The organism is Nocardia sp. NPDC003979 (assembly GCF_053605015.1).
Genome location: NZ_JBSGIJ010000010.1, coordinates 200791 through 220887 on the forward strand (window position 1 = coordinate 200791; position 20097 = coordinate 220887).

Below are 20097 nucleotides of genomic sequence, written 5' to 3' on the forward strand. Positions count from 1 at the left end.
GAATATCGTGACCTCCGATAGCCGCCCACCCGCTCCTGACACCGAGACCTCGAGCACCAGCGAGAGCGAGAACCCCGCGATCCCCTCGCCCGAGCCCAAGGCGCATCGCCCGCTGACCAATCAGGACTGGTGGCCCGAGCAGATCGACGTCTCGGTCCTGCACGCGCACTCGTCGAAGTCCAACCCGCTCGGCGAGGACTTCGACTACGCGAAGGAATTCGCACAGCTCGACGTCGAGGCGCTCAAGGCCGACATCGCCGCGGTCCTCACCGACTCCCAGGACTGGTGGCCCGCCGACTACGGCAACTACGGCGGCCTGTTCATCCGGATGAGCTGGCATGCGGCCGGTACCTACCGGATCGCCGACGGCCGCGGCGGCGGCGGGCAGGGCGCCCAGCGCTTCGCCCCACTCAACAGCTGGCCCGACAACGCCAATCTCGACAAGGCGCGCAGGCTGCTGTGGCCGGTGAAGCAGAAGTACGGCAACAAGATCTCCTGGGCCGACCTCCTGGTGTTCACGGGCAATGTCGCGCTGGAGTCGATGGGCTTCCAGACCTTCGGCTTCGGCTTCGGCCGCCCCGACATCTGGGAGCCCGAAGAGATGTTCTGGGGCCCGGAAGACACCTGGCTCGGCGACGAGCGCTACAGCGGTGACCGCGAGCTCTCCGGACCGCTCGGTGCGGTGCAGATGGGCCTGATCTACGTCAATCCGGAAGGCCCCAACGGCAGGCCCGACCCGGTAGCGGCGGCCCGCGACATCCGCGAGACCTTCGGCCGGATGGCCATGAACGACGAGGAGACCGCGGCGCTGATCGTCGGCGGGCACAGCTTCGGCAAGACCCACGGCGCGGGTGACGCGAGCCTGGTCGGACCCGAGCCCGAGGCCGCCCCGATCGAGCAGCAGGGTCTCGGCTGGAAGAGTTCCTTCGGTACCGGCAAGGGCAAGGACGCCATCACCAGTGGGCTCGAGGTCGTCTGGACCGCGACACCCACCCAGTGGAGCAACGGCTTCCTGAAGAATCTGTACGGCTTCGAATGGGAACTCACCAAGAGCCCCGCGGGCGCGTGGCAGTGGAAGCCGAAAGACGGTGCGGGCGAAGGACTCATCCCCGATCCGTTCGGCGGTCCGGCCCGCACGCCGACGATGCTCACCACCGACCTGGCCCTGCGCGAGGACCCGATCTACGGTGAGATCACCCGGCGCTGGCTCGATCATCCCGAGGAGCTGGCCGAGGCCTTCGCCAAGGCCTGGTACAAGCTGCTGCACCGCGACATGGGTCCGCTGAGCCGCTACCTCGGCCCGTGGGTGGCCGAGCCGCAGCTGTGGCAGGACCCGGTCCCGGCCGTCGACCACGAACTGGTCGACGACAACGATGTCGCGGCGCTCAAGCGCACCGTGCTCGACTCCGGTCTCACCGTCGCCCAGCTGGTCAAGACGGCGTGGGCGTCGGCGGCCAGCTTCCGCAGCACCGACAAGCGCGGCGGCGCCAACGGTGCCCGCATCCGGCTGGAACCGCAGCGCGACTGGGAGATCAACGAGCCGGCCGAGCTGGCCAAGGTGCTCGAGGTGCTCGAGCGCATCCAGCAGGACTTCAACGCCTCGGCCACCGGTGGCAAGAAGATCTCGCTGGCCGACCTGATCGTCCTCGCGGGTTCCGCGGCGGTCGAGAAGGCCGCCCAGGACGCCGGTCACACGGTGACGGTGCCGTTCCACCCGGGACGCACCGACGCCACCCAGGAGTCCACCGACGTCGAGTCGTTCGCCGTGCTCGAGCCGCGCGCCGACGGTTTCCGCAACTACGTGCGTCCGGGTGAGAAGGCGCCGCTCGAGCGTCTGCTGCTCGACCGCGCGTACATGCTCGATGTGACCGCACCGCAGATGACCGTGCTGGTCGGCGGCCTGCGTGCGCTCGGTGCCAACCACGGTGGCAGCTCGCACGGTGTGTTCACCGATCGCCCGGGGGTGCTGTCCACCGACTTCTTCGTGAATCTGCTCGACCAGAACACCGAGTGGAAGCCGGCCGAGTCGGGCGAGAACGTCTACGAGGGCTTCGATCGCAAGACCGGAGCCAAGCGCTGGACGGCCACGGCCAACGACCTCGTGTTCGGCTCGCATTCGGTGCTGCGCGCGGTCTCGGAGGTGTACGCCCAGAGCGACGCGGGCGAGAAGTTCGTGCGGGACTTCGTCGACGCCTGGGTCAAGGTGGTCGACAACGACCGGTTCGACCTGCGCTGATCCCCGCCGACGGCCCGGAACCCACCACGGTTCCGGGCCGTTGTCGTGTTCAGGCGGGGTGACCCGGCTTCAATTCGGCGACCGCGCTCAGGTGCAGGATCGCGTGGTCGGTCGACGGCGCTTCGGCCGCGACGGGCGCGAGAAGCACGCCGAGATGGTCGCCGAGGTCGATGCGCTCGAGGATCTCCCCCGCGAACCAGCCGGCCGCACTGGTGAGGATCGGCAGCCCGTGCGGACCGGTGTGCCAGTCACATCTGGCGAACTTGTCGGTGTCGTCCCCGGTCGTGGTGGCGAACAGCCCGGCCACCTCGAAATGCCGCGCCGCGATCAGATGCACGGCGAGATGTGTTGCGGTGGTGGCTGTCTCGTAGGTGCGGTTGCTCTTGGACAAACCGACGAGGAACCGACGCGGCTCGATACTCACCTGCGTGGCGAACCCGACGAGGCAGCCCGCGCGATGGCCGTGCGCGCTGGTGGTGACGATCCAGACGGGCGCGTCCGCGGCCGAGATCACCGCGTCGAAGGAGCCTGTGGGGTCGTTGTCGGCAGACATGGGGTCGAGTGTAGAACTGCTCGTCACGGTCGATGACGCGCGGAATTCACACCGATCATCGCTCGAGCCGGATGCGGATGCCCGCCATGCGCTCGGAGCCACCGCGCAGCGCGCTGCCCGCCAGCCCGATGCGAGCGACCAGGCCGTACTTGCGCTTCATCAGACCGGTGAAGTGCGCACTTTCGCCGGGCGTCAGTACCTCGGCGAACCCGGGCACGGGGACGCCGAGCGGCTTGCCGCGCCAGTCACAGGAGCAGACCGTCACCCGACCGCTGTTGCGGATTCGCTTCACCTTTCCGGTGTCCGCCGCGCTCCATACCGCCAGCGCCGTCCCGTCGCGCATCACCCAGACCGGCGTGGGAACCGGCGTGCCGTCGCGGCGAAATGTGGTGAGCAGCAGATATTTACCGGTGGACAAGTCGTCGAGCATCGTGTCGAGGTGATCCATGCCAAGATACTAACCAGTTAGTTAGTTTGCGGCATCGAGCCGCTCGATGATCAGCAACAGAAGGAAGCCGCGTGGTGCGATTCGTTTGGGCTTTTCTCGCGGGGTTCGTCTTGGGCACCCCCGCGATTCCCGTCGGTCTTTCGCTGTCCTTGCCCGGTCCGATCGCCCTGTTGGCGGTGATACTGGGCGCGGCGTGCTGTGTCGTCTTCGCGGTGGTCGCCATGGAGCGCGTCGGACTGGCCTGGCAGACGTGGCCTGTCCGCTGGAAATCAGCTGCGCTGCAGGGCAATTCGACAACACGGAATCAAGTAGGGGCTTCGATCGACATCGGCGAGCTCGCGGCGGAGGGCCGGCTGTCCGGCGCCGCGGGGCAGCGGGCACGGCGCGTCCTCGCCCGGTTCGGCGTCCCGGGTTTCGGCATACTCGGGCCCGCTCTTTTCGGCACCTGGGGCTCGGCCATGCTCGGTGCCGCGCTGGGAATCCCGCGCCGACGACTCATCGGCTGGCTGATGACCGGAGTCACCGTGTGGTGCACCGTGCTGCTGGTTTCCTCCGACGCGGTCCTGGTCTTCTTCGGAATCGGATGACACCGCCGATAATCCACGGAACTACGATGACCCCATGTCCCGAGCCGAGGCCACCAAGGCACGCATCCTCCAGGCGGCCACCGAGGAGTTCGCGACATATGGCATCGCCGGAGCCCGGGTGGACCGGATCGCCAAGGCCGCCGCAGCCAACAAGAACCTCATCTACATCTATTTCTGCAGCAAAGATCAACTCTTCGACGCCGTCTTCGATGCCCATGTCACCCACGGTCTCGACTCGGTTCCCTTCACCGCGGACGACCTCCCCGAGTACGCCGGGCGACTATTCGACTACTGCCGAGCCCATCCCGAAGTCATCCGGCTCGCCACCTGGCACCGCCTCGAGCGCGGCGATCAGAACCCCGCAGGCGCGACGCCGGCGCGCGAGGTGAAGCTGGAAGCGCTTGCCGCCGTACAGAAGGCGAACAACATCGGCTCCGGCTTCTCACCCGCCACACTGCTGACGCTGGTCCTGAGCATCGCGCTCGCCTGGACTCCGGGCAATGCCGCCGGCGTGCCGGCTTCCGAAGCCGAGACCACCGACGACCGCCGCCGCGCCGTCATCGAGGCCGTGCACCGCCTCCTATGACACGCACGGACGAAACCGTGGCGGGCTAGAAGTCGTCTTCTTCGTCGTCGTCCTCGTCCTCGTCGGGATCGACCAAGTCCACGTCCAGGTCGACCGAGAAACCCGGAATCGACAGTGGGTCACCCGATTCGCGCATGGTGAGGTACTCGGTGCCGAGGCCGAGCCGGTCCAGCAGGACCGTGGTGACGGTCGCGGCGGCGCGGGCATCGGTTGACACGTCGGACCAGCAGCGCAGCGCGGTGCCATCGGGGCGATCAGTGAAGCCGAGGGCGGCCAGGTGGTGGCGCGTGGCATCGGTGACCGCAGCGGATACGCGGATCTCATTGGAAGACAGGGTGAATCGCACCTGACGATCCGGGGACTGCTCGAGGTCGTAGAAGTCGAGCACCAGGGGTTGCGGGCCCGGGCCGAGGGCGCGCATCGCGAGATGGAGGCTGGTCACGAGGTCGGTGAGCAGGCCACGCAGGTGCGCGAGGGTGTACACGCTCCACACTTCGGCCCCGCGACCGGACGATCCCGCGGACCACGTGTAGTCGACCTCGTAGTCGTCGGCGCTGGTGTGCTCCAGGTCGTGCTCGTCGGCGGGAACCCAGTCGTCCTCGTCGAGGAATTCCGGGTAGTGGTATTGCGTTTTCCAGTTCCACCATCGGCGGTTCCCGTCGACCTCGACCGAACGGATACCCAGCTCGAGGTCTCCGTCGGTCGCCAGTTCGAGGGTGTACAGCGTCGGCCCGTAGATCCAGCCGACGTCGAGATCCTCCGAGAGGCCGCTGTACCAGCTGGGCTCACCCCACGCCGCCACCGCGCGATCGAGGTAGGTGCGGAACTGTTCGGGCTCGATCTTCGCGAGGGGAACGGAGAACAGTCGGCACGGCTTGTTCTCGTCGTAGGGATCGTCGTCGCCGAAGGTATGGGTGCCTGCGGGCATGTCGGGAATGTCGACCGAGCCGTCGCTCGCGAGTGTGCCGCCCATCGCGCGACAGGCGCGTTCGATGTCGGTGCGCGTGCAGTCACGGAAATCGGCGGCGCGCAGCCGCGCGAACAGCTCGGTCAAGCGGGTGTCGGGCAGGAGCTCCATACCGAGCACAGTAGGCCGGGGTACCGACAGCTTCTCGGTGGAAGCTGTTGCAGGGGTTGTTGATTCATCGCCAAGCACCGATTGCCGCCACCGCCGATTCCCGATCGGCGTGTCCCCATTCGAGTTGAAAATGATGTTCAGTAGCATGTGCGCTATGACGATCATTCATGAGCGCCGCGGGGGGCGTGCGGGGACCGGGACCTCGACCGGGGAACCGGCCGCGGCCGAGGCCGTATTCCTCGACGCGACGCTGGCGTTGCTCGAGCCGTTGGCGGTCACGCCGGGCCAGGTTGTCGTCGATGTGGGGCCGGGGGCGGGAACGTCGACCGTCGCGTTGGCCCGGGCTGTCGGTGCGGCGGGGCGCGTATACGCGGTGGACCTCGATCCGGCCATGCTCGAGCTGACCATCGAGGCCGCGCGCGCGGCCGGGGTCAGCAACCGGGTCCGCGCGGTATTGCACGATCTCGAGGACGGCGCACCACCACTACCCGAACCGGCCGACGTGGTCTGGTCGTCCTGGTGTGTGCACCACGCGCACGACTGGGACGCGGCCGTCCGGTCCCTCACCGGGCTACTCCGACCCGGCGGCGTCCTCGGCATCGCCGAGGGCGGTCTGCCCACCCGCTGCTTGCCGTGGGACATCGGATTCGGCAGGCCTGGCCTGGAGGTCCGGCTCGACCAGGCGCACGATCAGCAGTTCACACGCTGGTTCTTCGACCGCCCGGCAGCGGTGCGGCCGCGCCGCGCCTGGACCACGATTCTCGCCGACGCCGGTCTCCTCGACGTCACCGCCTCGACGGCACTGGTCGACCTGCCCGCTCCCCTGTCCACCGAAGTCCGCCGGGTCGTGCTCGACGAATTCGCCGCTCGGGTGCGCCGGGCGGCACCGTACCTCGATGACGCCGACACGGCGGTCTGGCAGCGACTCCTCGACCCGCACGACGAGCACTGGCTGGGCACCCGCGACGACATCGCCCTCCTCAGCGCGCGCACCGCTTTCCGAGGCCGCACCCCCGCCTGACCCCGCTCAACTGCTCACCCCTGCAGCGCCTTCGGGGCCGCACGCCGCCCGGACCCGCTCAGCTGCTCATTCCCTCGCACCGCCGCACCACCTCGAGCACCCGGTCGATCTCGCCGGGGGTGTTGTAGACGTGCACACTCACCCGCACGGCGTGGTCGTCGGAATCACGGCCCGCCTGGCAGTGCCCGTCGGCGCGCACCATGATCCCCTCGTCGGCGAGCACGAAGCCCAAATCGTCGGAGCGCACCGCGCGATGCCGGAAGGTCACCAGCGCCTCGCGCCGCTGCACGGTCGATTCGGCGGTGAGACTGTCCTGACAGCCGAGCACCCGCACTCCGGGCAGCCTGGCCAACCCGTCGGTGAGTCGCAGGGTCAAAGCGCTTGTCCAGGCGCCGATCTCGGCCGTTCCGGCGGCATCGAGCCAGTCGAAGGCGGCGGCCATGCTGACGATGCCCGCCGTGTTCGGCGTCCCCTCCCACCCGCGTAGCGCGAAGCGCGGGCCACGTCGATTGCGCGCCCACACCGCCCCGATGCCGGGCAGCGCCAGCATCTTGTGCCCGGAGAACACCACGAAATCCACATCGAGGTCGGCGACCGACACCGGCCGGTGCCCGACGCTCTGCGCGGCGTCGAGACAGATCGGCACGTCGGGTCCCACCGCCTCGCGGACCCGGTGCACGTTCATGTCGACACCGAAGACGTGATGCACGTGGGTGACGGCGACGAAGCGGGTGCGGTCGGTGACCACCGACGGCAGGGCCCGGTGGTCGTAGTCACCGGAGGCCGGATCGACCGGCATCGCGACGATGCGCACGCGAATACCACCGCGCGCCAAGTCGTCTCGCATGTCCAGCCAGGGACGCAGATTGGCTTCGTGGTCACCGAAGGGGACGATGATCTCGTCACCGTCGAGGAGCTGATCGGCCAACCAGTCCTGCGCCACCGCCCGCAATCCGTGACTCGTGCCGCCGACGAACTCCACCGAGGAACCGGTCGTGGTGTCGCCCAGGGCGATTCGGACCCGATCGCGGGCACGCTCGATGCGGCTGGTCGTCGCGGTCGCCCACGGATACGAGCCGCGCCCGACATTGGCATTGCCGGTGGTGAGGAAATCGGTGACCGCGTCGAGCACCGCGGCCGGTTTCTGGGTCGTGGCCGCGCTGTCGAGATAGGCCACGTCGGGATTGCGCGTGAGAATCGGGAACTGTGCGCGTAGTCCGGCCTGCCAGTCGGCCAGCCGGTCGAGAACGTCGTCGGTCATGGCTCAGTCCCTGACCAGCGGTGCGCCGGCGTCGCGCCAGGCCACGACACCGCCGCGCAGACTCCGCGCGTCCCGGTGCCCCATCCGGGTGAGCAGGGCCGCGTAGCGCGCGGACTTCTCACCGACCGGGCACACGAGCAGCACCGGAGTGCCCGCACCGAACGGCAGCCCGCCGTGGACGAGTTCGTCGAACAGCTCGTCGACGATATTGATCGACCCCTCGATGTGGACGGCGCCGTAGGCGAAGGAACCGCGTAGGTCGACGACCACCGGCCGGTCCCGGGCGATCCACTCACGCGCCTGGTCCACGTCGACGGTCGCCACGGCGGCGATCTCGGCGTCGGTCACCGTGCTCACCGAATTCGGGCGCACCGGTTGCTCGAGCAGATCGGGCCTGCGCTTGCGCACATAGCTGAGATAGCTCTCCACCCGATCGCACACGATGAACACGGCGGTGCGCCGCTCGGTGAGCTCCGCGTCGACGGTCCGCAGATGACGCAGCGCCCCGAAGTAGGCGGCGCCCGCCGTCGGCCCGCCGAGGATCCCGCAGCGGCGGTTGAGGGTGAGCATGCCCTCGATCGCCTCCTGCGAGGTCACCGCGTCGATGGTGTCGTAGTTGTCCGGGTCGAACAGGCCGACCTCGTTGATTTCGTCGATATTGCGGATGCCGGGGATGAAATCGGACTTGTCGGCGACCAGCCCGATCACCGATACCGCCGGATTGTGTTCGCGCAGCACACCCGCCACCCCCGTCGAGGAGCCGGCGGTGCCGATACAGGCGACGAAGATGTCGGGGCCCGCGCCGTCGAGGTCCTTGATGATCTCCGGCGCGGTCCCGGTGCGGTGCGCGTCGAGGTTGCGGGTGTTGAAGTACTGATCGGTGTGCAGGTAGCCGCCGCCGTCCTCGGACAGCATCCGGTACATGCGGCTGAGCGGGTCTTCGGTGTCGGTCGGGTCGAGGCATTCGGTCTGGCCCGGCAGCTCCTCGATGCGGGCGCCGAGCAACAGCAGCAGCTCTTTGATCTCGGGCACCTTCATGCGGTTGGTGACGCTCTTGAACGGCAGTCCGTGCATCGCCGCGATCACCGCCAGCGCCTTGGCGGTGTTGCCGCTGGACAACTCGACCACCGCGTCACCCTGTTCCACGGCTCGGGACAGGCCGTCGCGCACCATGTTCCAGGCCGGACGGTCCTTCACCGAACCGAACGGGTTGAGCATCTCCATCTTCGCGTAGAGGTCGATATTGGTGAGCCCGTGTACGGCCGGATCGATCCGGACCAGCGGTGTGTCCCCGATGACGTCGAGAATGCTGTCGTACTTCATGCGCGGTTCCCTTCCACGGGCCAATACTGTTCATCCAGGCACCACGTCCACCCGTCCGCGCCGGGGCGGACCGCGATCGTGCGGGCGACCGGTTGCATCAGCGCGGAATCGGCCGCGAAATCCATGAAGTAGCCCGCCGTGTTCACGAACGCGAGCAGATCACCCGGCACCGGAGTGCGCGCCAGGGTGACTTCGCGGCGGGTGATGAAGTCCTCTTCGAGACAGAGATTGCCCGTGAGGTACACACCGACCGGCTCGCCGGCGCGTTCGGGCAGCAGCACCGGATCCATCAGCACCGCATGGTGTTCGGCGCTGATGTCACGGGAATTCGCGGCAACCCGGACCAGAATTTCGCCCTCCTCGGTGGTGCGCACCTCCGAGACCAGGGCAAGGGTGAGGCCGCATTGGTCGGTCAGCGAGCGACCGGGCTCGATGTGCAGGTCGTAGAGGTTTTCCAGCAGCAGGGTGGCCAATGTTCGGCCCAGCGAGGGCGATTCGCGGCGCAGCAGTTCGTCCAGGTAGTCCGCACCGGCGAGTTCGCGATGGGCGGGATAGAGGCCGAGGGTGCCGCGTAGCGTGCCCGCCTCTGCGCGCAGGCCGTAACCGTGACTATGCCAGGTCAAGGCTGGGCGCGTACCGAGCACCGCGTTGCCGAGTTCGGTGGTGTAGCGGTGCCATTCGGCACGGTCACGCAGGTAGCTCACACCGAAACCGCCGCCGATATCGATCGCGGTTGGGGTGAATCCCCTGATCTGGGCTTCCCGCATCGCCAGCAGGCACCCTTCCAGGGCCAGGGCCTTCTCGTCGAGGCCGGTGGTGTCGAGGTGGTAGGCCATGCCACGCAGGTCGAGGGCGTCGCGATGTCGGTCGAGAAGGTCGAGGGCCGAGGGCAGTTCGCGGATGTGCAGCCCGAAACGGCTGCGTCTGCTGGCAATGGTCACCCCGGGCGAGTCGAACGCCGACAGCCGGATCATCACTCGGGTTCGCGGCAACCCCGAACCGGTGACCAGCCGGGCCAGCTCGGCGAGCTCCTCGCGGGAGTCGGCGTTGACGACCGCGCCGACCCGTGCGGCGAGCCACAGGAATTCCCGGTCCTTGGGACCGGTCGCCATGATGCGGTCGCCGGTGAATCCGCACTCGAGCGCGTGCCGCAGCTCCCCGAGCGAGGCCACGTCGATTCCGCACTCCCCCGCCGCCAGCGCGCGGACGATCGCGCTCGACCGGTTCGCCTTGTGCGCGAAGAAGATGTTCCCGCTCAGCCGGTGCGCGCCGTACACGGCGCGGTAGCTCGCCGCGTTCTCCTCCAGTTGTTGTGGCACAACCACATTCAGTGGCGATCCGAGCGCGGCCACCAGCTCCGCGAGCCTGCCGGGAGTGTCGAGTACCGCGCGAAGCGACCCACCGATTCGCGGCGTCAAGACCAGGTCCGGTTCCACACTGCCCCCATCCGAGCCACGTTTGTTGACAATGATTTTCGCTAGGACATCATGTCCCCGACCCCTTTCCCACACAAGCCGGCGAGCGTCACTGCGCCACAACAGGTTCGATTTCCAGGGTAGCCACCACCGCCCGCAGGTGACCGGTTTCGCCCGTCCGATATGCGACACTGACCCGATGAGCGATGCCGACGCCGGTGCGGGCAGCTACGTCGAGAAGGGCGAGTTCCGCCGCGACACCAACTACATCACCACACGCATCACCGCCGACGGCCGCGACGGCTACCCCGTCGAGCCCGGCCGCTACCGCTTGGTCGCGGCCCGGGCCTGCCCGTGGGCCAACCGCACCCTGATCGTGCGTCGCCTGCTCGGGCTCGAGCCGGTGCTGTCACTCGGCCTGTGCGGGCCGACCCACGACAAACTCAGCTGGACCTTCGACCTCGACCCGGGCGGCGTCGATCCGGTGCTCGGTATCCATCGCCTGCGTGACGCCTACCTGGCCCGGTTCCCGGACTATCCGCGTGGGATCACCGTGCCCGCGATGGTCGAGATCGCGACCGGGCAGGTGGTCACCAACGACTACGCCCAGATCACTCTCGATTTCTCCACCGAGTGGAGCGCCTATCACCGACCGGGCGCGCCGCAGCTGTATCCCGAACCGTTGCGCGACGAGATCGACGCGATCAACCGAGAAGTGTTCACCGAGATCAACAACGGCGTGTACCGCTGCGGTTTCGCCGGGGCGCAGGACGCCTACGACGCGGCCTACGACCGGCTCTTCGCCGCACTCGACCGGGTGAGCGAGCGGTTGCGGACCCAGCGCTACCTCGTCGGCGACACCATCACCGAAGCCGACGTGCGACTGTTCACCACCCTGGCCCGCTTCGATCCGGTCTATCACGGGCACTTCAAGTGCAACCGCACCAAGCTCAGCGAGAGGCCGGTGCTGTGGGCCTACGCCCGCGACCTGTTCCAGACACCCGGCTTCGGCGACACCATCGACTTCGGCCAGATCAAGGAGCACTACTACGTGGTGCACCGCGACATCAATCCCACCGGCATCGTCCCGAAGGGTCCGGACCTGTCGAACTGGCTCACCCCGCACCACCGCGAGGAACTGGGCGGCCGCCCCTTCGGCGACGGCACCCCACCGCCCCCGCCCCATCCCGGCGAACAGGTACCCGCGATCACGGAGTGACCAGCCCCACCAATGAAAATGGTTGCGCCTGATTGTCTTTCCGAAACCGGGGTATGCGCTCAGTGGGTCCAACGGACGGCCCACGGTCACCGACGCTGACCGAGCGATCTGTCTGGAAGGAACGAACTGTGAGTCTCGCGGACAAGGCGAAGCACAAGGCCGAGGAGCTCATCGGCAAGGCCAAGGAAGCGGCGGGCAAGTCGACCGACGACCGCTACCTGGAGCACGAGGGCAAAACCGATCAGACCAAGGCCAACCTCAAGGACGCGGGCGAGAAGGCCAAGGACGCCTTCCGCCACTGACACCTGACACGAAACGCCTCGAACCCTTCGGGTTCGGGGCGTTTCCTTCTGTCCGGACCGAACCCGGGCGGGCATCGTCCTAAGGGAACGTTAGGAACCTCCGTTGTGGCTTCCGTGGGGGCTGTGACAGCCGACACAGTGGTCTGCGACGGCGCACTGCCGCGCCGAAAGAGGAGGTCCAAGGTGACAACGACACAGGTCGGTGGTGAGAAGCGGGTCGTCGCGAATGTGTTGCGCGGGTCGATCGGCAATCTCGTCGAGTGGTACGACTGGTACGTCTACGCCGCGTTCAGCGTGTACTTCGCGAAGGCGTTCTTCCCCGACGGCGACCCGACGGCCCAATTGCTCTCGACAGCGGCGGTTTTCGCGGTCGGGTTCATCATGCGCCCGATCGGTGGGTGGGCACTGGGCCGCTACGCCGACCGGTTCGGTCGCCGCGCCGCGCTCACCCTGTCGGTCACCGTGATGGCCGCCGGTTCGCTGATGATCGCGGTGACCCCCGGCTTCGCGACCATCGGCATCGCGGCGCCCGTGCTGTTGCTGCTGGCGCGGCTACTGCAAGGACTCTCCGTCGGCGGCGAATACGCCACCAGCGCCACGTATCTGTCCGAGGTGGCCTCACCGGGGCGGCGCGGCTTCTACTCCAGCTTCCAGTACGTGACCCTGGTCGCCGGCCAGCTCACCGCGCTCGGTGTGCAGATCGTGCTGCAGCAGGTGCTCTCCGCCGAGCAGATGTACAGCTGGGGCTGGCGCATTCCGTTCCTGATCGGCGCGGGCGGCGCCATCGTGGTGATGCTGCTGCGCCGCGGCATGGACGAGTCGGAGTCGTTCGAGGCCGCGACGAAGACCGCCGCCGCGGCCCCGAGCAGCTCGCGCGGTTCGCTGCGGGTGCTGTTGCAGTACCCGCGCGAATGCCTGCTGGTCGTGGGCCTGACCATGGGTGGCACCGTGGCGTTCTACACCTACACGACCTACATGCAGAAGTTCATGATCAACACCTCGGGCATCTCCAAGGACACCGTCGCCTGGATCAACTTCGTCGCACTGCTGGTCTTCGTGGTGCTGCAGCCGATCGCGGGCGGACTGTCCGACCGCATCGGCCGCCGCAAGCTGCTCATCTTCTTCGGCGTCGCGGGCACCCTGCTGACGGTGCCGATCATGACCGCACTCGCCCACACCGCCAACCCGCTGGCCGCCTTCGGCCTGATGATGCTCGCGTTGGTGATCGTCACCGGCTACACCTCGATCAACTCGATCGTGAAGGCCGAACTGTTCCCGACCAAGATCCGCGCGCTCGGCGTCGGCCTGCCGTACGCGCTGACCGTCGCCATCTTCGGTGGCACCGCCGAGATGGTCGCGTTGGCGCTGAAGAAGGCGGACCTCGAGTCGCTGTACTTCTTCTACGTCGCCGGGTGTATCGCGATCTCGCTGCTCACGTACTACTTCATGCGGGAGACCTCGGCCGAGTCGACCATCGAAGCCGAACGCGAGGTCCACGCCGACCCGGTGGAGCCGGAACGGACGATGGCCGCCGTGCGTGGCTGACCGTGCGGTACACGCGCCGATCCAGGCCCTGTGGGAGGATCGGCGCGTGCGGCTTGCGGTGGTCGAAGACGACGACGGAGTGGGCGACGCCCTGGTGGAGGCGCTCACCGCACGCGGCTACCGCGCCGAGCGCATGCGCCGCGGCGCCGACCTGCTCATCGCCCACCGCGACTACGACGCCGTCCTCCTCGACCTCGGCCTGCCGGACGCGGACGGACTGCAGGTACTTCGGCAACTGCGCGAGGTGAGCGCCGTGCCGGTGCTGATCCTGACCGCCCGCAGCGACGAACGGTCCATCGTGCGCGGACTGCGCGGTGGGGCTGACGACTATGTGGTGAAACCACCGCGGATCGCGGAGCTGATGGCGCGGCTGGAGACGGTGCTGCGGCGGGCGGCCGCCGTCGCCAACCAGAGCAGAACCGAGGTCGTCACCGGGGACGTGCGCGTCGACCTGCGCGCCCGCACGGTCGAGGTGGGCGGAACCCCGGTCTCGCTCACCCAGAAGGAATTCGAGCTGGTCGAGGCGCTCGTGGAGCGACCGGGTGCGGCGGTGAGCAGGCAGCAGCTGATGGACCGCATCTGGGGCGACGCGTTCGTCGCCGTCTCCCGCTCCCTCGACGTCCACATGACCGGGTTGCGCGCCAAACTGAACCGGCCGGGACTGATCACCACCATTCGCGGCTACGGGTATCGGTGGGGGCAGTGATCACCGGAGGAGGCGCGTGCGCCGCCGACTGCTGATCGTCCTCACCGTGTTCGCCGCGCTGGCGGTGCTGGCCTTCGCGGTGCCGCTGTCACTCACCGCCGCCACCAGCCGCACCCAGCAGCTGGTGCTCGGCCGTTCCGGCGACGCCGACCGTTTCGCCACCCTCGCCGACGGGGCCGGTTCCCCCGACGGGGTGCGCGCGCTCGCCGACGAGGTGCACCGCTATCACGAGCTGTACGGCGAAAATGTGCTCGTCGTCGACGCGCGGGGCGCGCCGATCGTGAATGCCGGTGTGGTGGTGACCGATTCGCGCATCAGCGCGGCACTGGCGGCGGCGCGGCGCAACCAGCGTCCCCAGCACCAGGATCGGCTCACGCCGTGGAGCGCACCGGTCATGCTCGTCGCGCGCCCCGTCGGCACCGGCGTGCAGGTGAACGGCGCCGTCGTGATCGAGGCGTCGACCGCGGCGGCTCGTGCCGCTATCGCCAGGACCTGGGCTGTGATCGCGGTCGGCGGGTTGGGCGCGATGATCGGCTTCATGCTGTTGGCGCTCGTTCTGAGCCGCTGGGTGCTGCGTCCGCTGGCCGCGATGTCGGACGCCGTCGCCGAGCTCACCGCCACCCTGCCCAAGCCGCGCGGGCGCGCACCGATCACCAGGAACTACGGCGGCCCGCCCGAGGTTCGCGCGCTGGCCGAGTCCGTCGACGCCATGGCCACCGCGGTCGGCGACTCCGCCGACGCGCAACGTCAACTCGTCGCCGATACCGCCCACGCGATGCGTAATCCCTTGGCTGCTTTGATGATTCGACTGGACTCACTCGAGTTCGCCGTGCCCGACACTGCGTCGGCGACTTTTCGCGGCGCCACCGCGGAGGTGGAACGGTTGACCGCGCTGCTGGATGATCTGCTGGACCTGGCCGTGGCGGAAGCACCCGCGTCGTTCGGGACCGCCGCTTCCGAGGAGGAACAGTGCGATCCGGCGCAGGTCGTCGCCGACCGCATCGATGCGTGGGTATCGGCGTTCCAGGAGGCGGGCGTTCAGTTGGCGGCGGTCCCACGGTCGGCTCCTCGCGTTCAGCCGCTGGATTCGAGTGGTGCGTCCGGTGGGACCGCTCAGGTTTCGGCACTAGGCGGCGGGGCGGTGTCCGCGGCGATCAGCTCGGCGGCGCTGGCGCAGATTCTCGATGTGGCGCTGAGCAATTCTCGCCGATACGCGGGTGCCGGTGCGCACACCCGCGTCACCATCGAGGCCGAGCCGGGCTGGGTTACGGTGCGGGTCGCCGACGACGGGATCGGTGTCGCACCGGAGGAACTCGACAAACTCACCACCCGCTTCTTCCGCGGCACCACGGCTGTCCCGGGCGGCACCGGGCTCGGACTCTCGATCGCGCAGGCATTGGCCAGAGCGCACGGTGGCGAACTGGCGGTGGAGGCGGTGCGGCCACACGGCCTCGCCGTGGCGCTCCGGCTACCAGCGGTACTTCGATGAGCGGCGCGGTGCTGAGCAGGCACTGTCCGATGCAGGCGGTGACCCGGTGAGCGGCGCGGCGCCGATGACGCGTCGTCGGATGCTCGCGCTGGCCGCGCTCGCCTCCGCGGCGCTCTTCGGCTGCGGCACGGGCGACCGGTCGACAGTGCGCTTGGCCTCCGGCGAGGACGGCGGCTTCTATTTCGCCTTCGCCCGGCTGCTGGCAGACGCGGCCGCGAACGAAACAGACCACGTCCGGATCGAGCCGGTCGAAACCGCGGGCTCCCAACAGAATCTGCGGATGATCTCCGACGGCGAGGTCGAAACCGCATTGGCGCTGGCGGATTCGGTCGGCGACTTCGGCGGCCGGGTAGTGGCGTTGGGCCGCGTGTACGAGAACTACCTGCAGTTGGCGGTCCGTGCCGACAGCGGTATCGAACAGGTAGCCGACCTGCGTGGCCGACGGGTGAACCTCGGTGCGGCCGGTTCGGGTGCCGCGGTGACCGGTGCGCGCCTTCTGACCGCGGCAGGCCTCGACCCGGCCGCCGACGTGGTGATCGAACATCGCCCCCTGCGCGAAGCCACCCGGGCATTGACCGACGGCGCCATCGACGCCTTGCTGTGGGCAGGCGGCGTACCGACCGCCGCCCTCACTGTGCCCGATCCGATGCGGCTGCTCGACCTCGGCGCGCTGGTCGCACCTATGCGCGCAAAGTACGGCCCCGTCTACGACCACGTCGCCATCCCCGCCGACGCCTACCCGGGCAGCCCCGCCGTCCACACCATCGGCGTCACCAACCTGCTTCTCGCCACCGCGACCCTGCCCGACGAAACAGCCGCCGCCATCGTCGAACTGCTCCTCTGGCACGCCGATGCCCTGGTCCCCGCCGAGGCTGCGGGCACCCAATTCCTCGACGGCCGTTTCCTCATCGGCACGGGCACCGTCCCCCTGCACTCCGCCGCCGCCGAGGTCTACCGCCGCTGGCACGGCTGACCGGCCGTCCCCGGCACGTTGCTCGTGCGGGTTGCCCTACTGCTGCCCGGTACGCCGCACCATCGCACTCATCCGAGCGAAGCCGGGATGCCTCGATTTCCTCGACAGTCACGACCACCTCTTGCTACAGTCCCAGACAGAAAACTACGGTCGCGTAGTAATACACCTACACCGAAGTAGAAATCTCGCCGGTAGTGGTCGCACGAGTCCACCACCGCATTCACACAGAGGCGGTTGCGATGGGCTCGAAAACTGCATCAACCAGCACACCAACTGATTTCGACCTCATCGTCTCCTTCTGCCTGGACTGGTGGCGCAACCATCCGCGACGCGCGACAGAGACCGCGGGACGACAGGTCAGCATGGCCTGGCAAGCCATCGCAGAGCTGGTCCGAGCGCTCGGCAATCGCCGTTTTCCACTGGCCGAATTCCTGCGGCAGAGCTCATTTATGGCAACTGTCTCAGCCACTCCGACACTCCTGGTTGCCATACCCATCGCCGCGATCGTCTCGATCCAGATCGGCGCCCTGGTCAGCCAAGTCGGGGCCACCACGTTCATCGGTGCCGTCAACGGCCTCGGCATCATTCGGCAGGGCGCCCCACTTGTCACCTCGCTGATGATCGCGGGTGCGGTCGGCTCCTCGATCTGCGCGGATCTGGGATCCCGCACGATCCGGGAGGAGATCGACGCGATGCGGGTGATGGGCGTCGACCCGGTGCGCAGGCTCGTAGCACCACGACTGCTGGCGGCGGTGCTGGTGAGCATGCTGTTGTGCGGGTTCGTCGTGTTCATCGGTTTCGCCACCGGCTACCTGTTCGACATCTTCGTCCAGGACGGCACGCCCGGCTCCTACCTCAGTACGTTCGCCTCGTTCGCCGTCGCGAGCGACCTGCTGGTCGCGCTGGTGAAGGCGGCGGTGTTCGGCGCGCTCACCGCGATCATCGCCTGTGATTGCGGTCTGAACACCAAAGGCGGCCCCGGCGGGGTCGCCGACGCGGTGAACTCCGCGGTGGTCAGTTCGGCGATCGTGCTCTTCGCGGCCAATATCGCGCTCACCCAGATCTACAACACCCTGCTGCCGTCCAAGGTGCTCTGAGATGTCGAATTACACGCCACCCCTGCTGCGTCCGTTCCAGGCGGCGAGAACAGCGACAACGCCGGTCGTCGAGGCGAACGTGCGGATGGGCCACCAGGGCGTCGTCTTCGTGCGAGCGCTGCTCGCCGTTCCGTTCGTGCTGCGGCACTACCGAAGAGAAGTCACACGGTTGATCATCGATGTCACCTGGGGCAACGGCGCACTGGTCGTCGGTGGTGGCACCGCCGGGGTGATCGTGATCCTGTGCGGTTTCGGGGGCGTCACCGTCGGCATGGAATCGCACACCGCGCTCGATCTGTTGACGATGAGCCCGCTCACCGGCGCGATCTCGGGTTTTGCCACCACCAGGGAGCTGGCCCCGCTCCTGGCGACCATCGCGTTCGCCGCCCAGGCGGGTTGCCGATTCACCGCACAGATCGGGTCGATGCGGATCGCCGAGGAGATCGACGCGCTCGAGTCGATGGCCATCCGCCCCCTCCCCTACCTGATCACCACTCGCATGCTGGCCGCCGCCGTCGCGATTCTGCCGCTGTACGCCGTCGGCATGGCCACCGCGTACCTGACCACCAAGATCACCGCGATCTTCCTCGGCGGCAACGGCATCGGCACCTACGACCACTACTTCCACCAGTTCCTCGACCCGGGTGACATCGTCTACTCGGTGCTCAAGGCGGTCGCGTTCGTGCTCGTCGCCACGTTCGTCCAGTGCTACTTCGGCTACATCGCCGCCGGCGGACCGGAAGGCGTCGGCGTCGCGGCCGGGCGAGCCATCAAGGTGACGATCATCGTCGTCGTCTTCCTGAATCTGCTTCTCACACTGGCTATCTGGGGCGTCGACTCCGGTATCCGGATCTCGGGATAGGGGAAACGACATGTATCCAGATCCCAGTGGGCGCGGCTGGTCGCGTCGGCGACTCGGCGCGGCCGGGGTGGCGATGACGCTGAGCCTGTCCGGGGTGGTCGCGTTGCTCGGGCTGCGATACAGCGGACACTTCGAGGACACCGTCGCGGTGACCGCCCTCATGACGAGCACCGGCGACGGACTGCCCGCGCGCGCCGATGTGCGCTTTCGCGGACTGCTGGTCGGCTCGGTGTCCGCGGTGGAGATCGCCGAGCAAGGTCTTCGGCAACGCGTGGACCTGGAGCTGGAACCGGATGCCGCCGCCGGGATCCCGGCCACTGTGACGGCGCGGGTCGTTCCGGCCAATATCTTCGGCGTCACAGCGATCGAACTCGTGGACAACGGGCCGGCCACCACACCCTTGCACGCCGGAGCGGTGATCGAGCAGGACACCGGTCGGGCCACGGTGGCGCTACAGACGACGCTGACCACCCTGCGCGATGTGCTCGACCGCGTGCAGCCCGCCACGCTTGCCCGGGTGCTCGCCACTCTGGCCGAAGCGCTCGACGGTGACGCCCGGCTGCCCGGTTCGACGATCGAACGTCTCGACCGGTGGATCACCGAGGTACGCGCCCTGCCCGGAATAGGTGAGCTGCTCGGGAATCTCGGGGCAGCCACTGCCGCGGTGAACCAGTCGGCGCCGGAACTCGCCGACGCCCTCGGCAAGTCGGTCCAGACGGCGCAGACCATCACCGCGCGCCGCGATCAGGTCATCGAACTGCTCACCGCGGCGGAGGCGGCAACCGCCGCCACCCAGGCGCTCTTCGCGCGCAACCCCGATGCGGGCAAGGAACTCGTGGTCGGACTGGACGCGACTTTCGGTGCCCTCGCTGCCGATCCGGCGGCGATGACGGAAACCGTTACCGCGCTCGGTGATTCGCTCAGCCGGCTCGCCACGGTGTTCCACTGGGGTCCCAGTAGACAGATGCAGTGGGACATCACCGTCTCGTTCACACCGTTCCGCCAGTACACAGCTGCCGACTGCCCCCGCTACGGCAGCCAAGCAGGTCCGCGATGCGATACCGCGACAATTCCTGATTCTCCTGCGGCACAGATTTTTCCACCGCAGCTGCGGCCCGGCCACCTTCCAGCCGCCGGACCCGCACCCAGCCCGGTGGTGCCCGGCTTCCCGGCCTTGCCGCCCGTCCCCGGCCTGTCGCTGCCCGGTGCGGCGATCCCCGGCCTCACCGCACCGCCCGGTTCCCCACCGGCCGCCGGACCGATCGCCCTCACCGGACCCGCGGCGGTGGCCGGGTTCCTGGGCGCACGCCCGAACACCACACAGTTGCTTCTACTCGGCTCCGTGCTCACCGGCGCGACCGTCACAGCCACACCCAAGCCCTCGGGAGGACACTGA

The 20097-nt window shown here is 68.2% G+C and carries 19 protein-coding genes; 13 read left to right on the plus strand and 6 right to left on the minus strand.

Annotated features, from left to right (window positions below; genetic code table 11):
- Window positions 1–7 precede the first annotated feature (7 nt).
- On the plus strand, window positions 8–2236 hold the full coding sequence (katG, locus tag ACWEVR_RS21790) for a catalase/peroxidase HPI (RefSeq protein ID WP_452468461.1): 2229 nt from the start codon (window positions 8–10) through the stop codon (window positions 2234–2236).
- 49 nt (window positions 2237–2285) lie between these two features.
- On the opposite strand, the gene ACWEVR_RS21795 is transcribed toward katG, so the two are convergent.
- Window positions 2286–2789: a flavin reductase family protein gene (locus tag ACWEVR_RS21795; protein WP_452468462.1), complete on the minus strand. Its 504-nt coding sequence runs from the start codon at window positions 2787–2789 to the stop codon at window positions 2286–2288.
- 55 nt (window positions 2790–2844) lie between these two features.
- On the minus strand, window positions 2845–3237 hold the full coding sequence (locus tag ACWEVR_RS21800; protein ID WP_452468463.1) for a PPOX class F420-dependent oxidoreductase: 393 nt from the start codon (window positions 3235–3237) through the stop codon (window positions 2845–2847).
- A 71-nt stretch (window positions 3238–3308) separates the two neighbouring features.
- Between ACWEVR_RS21800 and ACWEVR_RS21805 the strand changes: the two genes are divergently transcribed.
- A complete protein-coding gene (locus tag ACWEVR_RS21805; RefSeq protein ID WP_452468464.1) occupies window positions 3309–3824 on the plus strand; it encodes a hypothetical protein in 516 nt (171 codons plus the stop codon).
- Between the two features lie 34 nt (window positions 3825–3858).
- Window positions 3859–4410: a TetR family transcriptional regulator gene (locus ACWEVR_RS21810; RefSeq protein ID WP_452468465.1), complete on the plus strand. Its 552-nt coding sequence runs from the start codon at window positions 3859–3861 to the stop codon at window positions 4408–4410.
- Between the two features lie 25 nt (window positions 4411–4435).
- Here ACWEVR_RS21810 and ACWEVR_RS21815 read toward each other — a convergent pair whose 3' ends face one another.
- Window positions 4436–5488 carry a hypothetical protein gene (locus ACWEVR_RS21815; RefSeq protein WP_452468466.1) on the minus strand — a complete coding sequence of 351 codons (1053 nt, stop codon included), beginning with the start codon at window positions 5486–5488 and terminating at the stop codon, window positions 4436–4438.
- A 154-nt stretch (window positions 5489–5642) separates the two neighbouring features.
- On the opposite strand from ACWEVR_RS21815, the gene ACWEVR_RS21820 reads away from it, so the two are divergent.
- Window positions 5643–6509: a class I SAM-dependent methyltransferase gene (locus ACWEVR_RS21820; RefSeq protein WP_452468467.1), complete on the plus strand. Its 867-nt coding sequence runs from the start codon at window positions 5643–5645 to the stop codon at window positions 6507–6509.
- A 58-nt stretch (window positions 6510–6567) separates the two neighbouring features.
- Here ACWEVR_RS21820 and ACWEVR_RS21825 read toward each other — a convergent pair whose 3' ends face one another.
- From ACWEVR_RS21825 to ACWEVR_RS21835, 3 genes are read right to left on the minus strand one after another with little or no spacing between them, the layout of a single operon-like run.
- Entirely contained in the window at window positions 6568–7770 is a 1203-nt protein-coding gene (locus ACWEVR_RS21825; RefSeq protein WP_452468468.1) for an aminotransferase class V-fold PLP-dependent enzyme, read from the minus strand.
- Window positions 7771–7773: 3 nt separating this feature from the next.
- Window positions 7774–9093 (minus strand): pyridoxal-phosphate dependent enzyme, encoded by a 1320-nt coding sequence (locus ACWEVR_RS21830; RefSeq protein ID WP_452468469.1) that lies wholly within the window; start codon window positions 9091–9093, stop codon window positions 7774–7776.
- Complete coding sequence (locus tag ACWEVR_RS21835) at window positions 9090–10529, minus strand: Y4yA family PLP-dependent enzyme (protein ID WP_452468470.1); 1440 nt, start codon at window positions 10527–10529, stop codon at window positions 9090–9092. Before ACWEVR_RS21835 ends, ACWEVR_RS21830 begins: the two co-directional genes overlap by 4 nt.
- Before the next feature lie 178 nt (window positions 10530–10707).
- Here ACWEVR_RS21835 and ACWEVR_RS21840 point away from each other — a divergent pair, with 178 nt between their 5' ends.
- The 9 genes from ACWEVR_RS21840 to ACWEVR_RS21880 all read left to right on the plus strand — a co-directional run bounded on the left by ACWEVR_RS21840 (window position 10708) and on the right by ACWEVR_RS21880 (window position 20097).
- Window positions 10708–11727, plus strand: a complete 1020-nt coding sequence (locus ACWEVR_RS21840) for a glutathione S-transferase family protein (RefSeq protein ID WP_452468471.1) — start codon at window positions 10708–10710, stop codon at window positions 11725–11727.
- Window positions 11728–11855: 128 nt separating this feature from the next.
- Window positions 11856–12029, plus strand: a complete 174-nt coding sequence (locus tag ACWEVR_RS21845) for a CsbD family protein (RefSeq protein WP_452468472.1) — start codon at window positions 11856–11858, stop codon at window positions 12027–12029.
- Between the two features lie 183 nt (window positions 12030–12212).
- Window positions 12213–13574, plus strand: a complete 1362-nt coding sequence (locus ACWEVR_RS21850; protein WP_452468473.1) for an MFS transporter — start codon at window positions 12213–12215, stop codon at window positions 13572–13574.
- Between the two features lie 46 nt (window positions 13575–13620).
- A complete protein-coding gene (locus tag ACWEVR_RS21855) occupies window positions 13621–14280 on the plus strand; it encodes a response regulator transcription factor (protein WP_357145058.1) in 660 nt (219 codons plus the stop codon).
- Between the two features lie 16 nt (window positions 14281–14296).
- Window positions 14297–15769, plus strand: a complete 1473-nt coding sequence (locus tag ACWEVR_RS21860; protein ID WP_452468474.1) for a sensor histidine kinase — start codon at window positions 14297–14299, stop codon at window positions 15767–15769.
- Window positions 15770–15833: 64 nt separating this feature from the next.
- Window positions 15834–16742: a TAXI family TRAP transporter solute-binding subunit gene (locus ACWEVR_RS21865; RefSeq protein WP_452468475.1), complete on the plus strand. Its 909-nt coding sequence runs from the start codon at window positions 15834–15836 to the stop codon at window positions 16740–16742.
- A gap of 239 nt (window positions 16743–16981) precedes the next feature.
- On the plus strand, window positions 16982–17839 hold the full coding sequence (locus tag ACWEVR_RS21870) for an MlaE family ABC transporter permease (protein ID WP_452468476.1): 858 nt from the start codon (window positions 16982–16984) through the stop codon (window positions 17837–17839).
- A 1-nt stretch (window position 17840) separates the two neighbouring features.
- A complete protein-coding gene (locus tag ACWEVR_RS21875) occupies window positions 17841–18701 on the plus strand; it encodes an ABC transporter permease (protein WP_452468477.1) in 861 nt (286 codons plus the stop codon).
- 10 nt (window positions 18702–18711) lie between these two features.
- Complete coding sequence (locus ACWEVR_RS21880) at window positions 18712–20097, plus strand: MlaD family protein (RefSeq protein ID WP_452468478.1); 1386 nt, start codon at window positions 18712–18714, stop codon at window positions 20095–20097.

Excerpts from the sequence above, each read along its gene's own strand:
- ACWEVR_RS21795 (WP_452468462.1), bottom strand. The coding sequence starts at position 2,789 with ATGTCTGCCGACAACGACCCCACAGGCTCCTTCGACGCGGTGATCTCG.
- ACWEVR_RS21800 (WP_452468463.1), bottom strand. The coding sequence starts at position 3,237 with ATGGATCACCTCGACACGATGCTCGACGACTTGTCCACCGGTAAATAT.
- ACWEVR_RS21810 (WP_452468465.1), top strand. The coding sequence starts at position 3,859 with ATGTCCCGAGCCGAGGCCACCAAGGCACGCATCCTCCAGGCGGCCACC.
- ACWEVR_RS21815 (WP_452468466.1), bottom strand. The coding sequence starts at position 5,488 with ATGGAGCTCCTGCCCGACACCCGCTTGACCGAGCTGTTCGCGCGGCTG.
- ACWEVR_RS21820 (WP_452468467.1), top strand. The coding sequence starts at position 5,643 with ATGACGATCATTCATGAGCGCCGCGGGGGGCGTGCGGGGACCGGGACC.
- ACWEVR_RS21825 (WP_452468468.1), bottom strand. The coding sequence starts at position 7,770 with ATGACCGACGACGTTCTCGACCGGCTGGCCGACTGGCAGGCCGGACTA.
- ACWEVR_RS21830 (WP_452468469.1), bottom strand. The coding sequence starts at position 9,093 with ATGAAGTACGACAGCATTCTCGACGTCATCGGGGACACACCGCTGGTC.
- ACWEVR_RS21840 (WP_452468471.1), top strand. The coding sequence starts at position 10,708 with ATGAGCGATGCCGACGCCGGTGCGGGCAGCTACGTCGAGAAGGGCGAG.
- ACWEVR_RS21865 (WP_452468475.1), top strand. The coding sequence starts at position 15,834 with ATGACGCGTCGTCGGATGCTCGCGCTGGCCGCGCTCGCCTCCGCGGCG.
- ACWEVR_RS21870 (WP_452468476.1), top strand. The coding sequence starts at position 16,982 with ATGGGCTCGAAAACTGCATCAACCAGCACACCAACTGATTTCGACCTC.
- ACWEVR_RS21875 (WP_452468477.1), top strand. The coding sequence starts at position 17,841 with ATGTCGAATTACACGCCACCCCTGCTGCGTCCGTTCCAGGCGGCGAGA.
- ACWEVR_RS21880 (WP_452468478.1), top strand. The coding sequence starts at position 18,712 with ATGTATCCAGATCCCAGTGGGCGCGGCTGGTCGCGTCGGCGACTCGGC.